We start from the raw sequence: 519 nt of genomic DNA, 5'->3' as shown, positions 1-519 counted from the left end.
GTCTTGCACTCCAATCAACAGCTGAAACCGGTTAAAAACAACATTAAGCTTTAACAGAGTCAAAAAGAAAAATCTAAAAGAATCAAATATGAAGACTATTTTTCAATGATCAAGAAAGGCCTTTCATAGAAGTCATAAAAAAACCGGGAAACTGACAGCTTCCCGGTTTTGGTTGTTATGATAGATGTTGAAGAACAAGTTTGTTGACGAGAGCTCCATCAGCTTTCCCTTTTACTTTAGGCATGATAGCCCCCATCACTTTACCCATGTCAGCTTTTGAAGAAGCACCAATCTCAACCATCGTTTCCTGAACAATGGCTGAAATCTCTTCTTCAGAAAGCTGTTTAGGCATATATATTTCGACGTAAGTCAGTTCTGTTTGAATTTTTCCAGCCAGATCTTCACGACCCGCTTTCGTAAATTCATGGAGGGAGTCTTTCCGTTGCTTGACTTCTCGAGAAAGGACAGTCAACTCTTCGTCTTCAGAGAGTTCCTGTTTTCCAAACTTAATGGCTTCAT

The 519-nt window shown here is 39.3% G+C and carries 1 protein-coding gene; it reads right to left on the bottom strand.

All coding sequences use genetic code 11. The features are described from left to right. Nucleotides 1-175 precede the first annotated feature (175 nt). Nucleotides 176-519: GatB/YqeY domain-containing protein (locus tag HP456_RS24780; protein ID WP_172255946.1), on the bottom strand; the 344-nt coding region annotated here is incomplete at its 5' end.

Source organism: Bacillus haikouensis, from assembly GCF_013179555.1.
Lineage (GTDB): Bacteria > Bacillota > Bacilli > Bacillales > Bacillaceae_B > Rossellomorea > Rossellomorea haikouensis_A.
The sequence above is the reverse complement of the archived record's forward strand: the minus strand, read 5'-3'. Positions and strand labels throughout refer to the sequence as shown.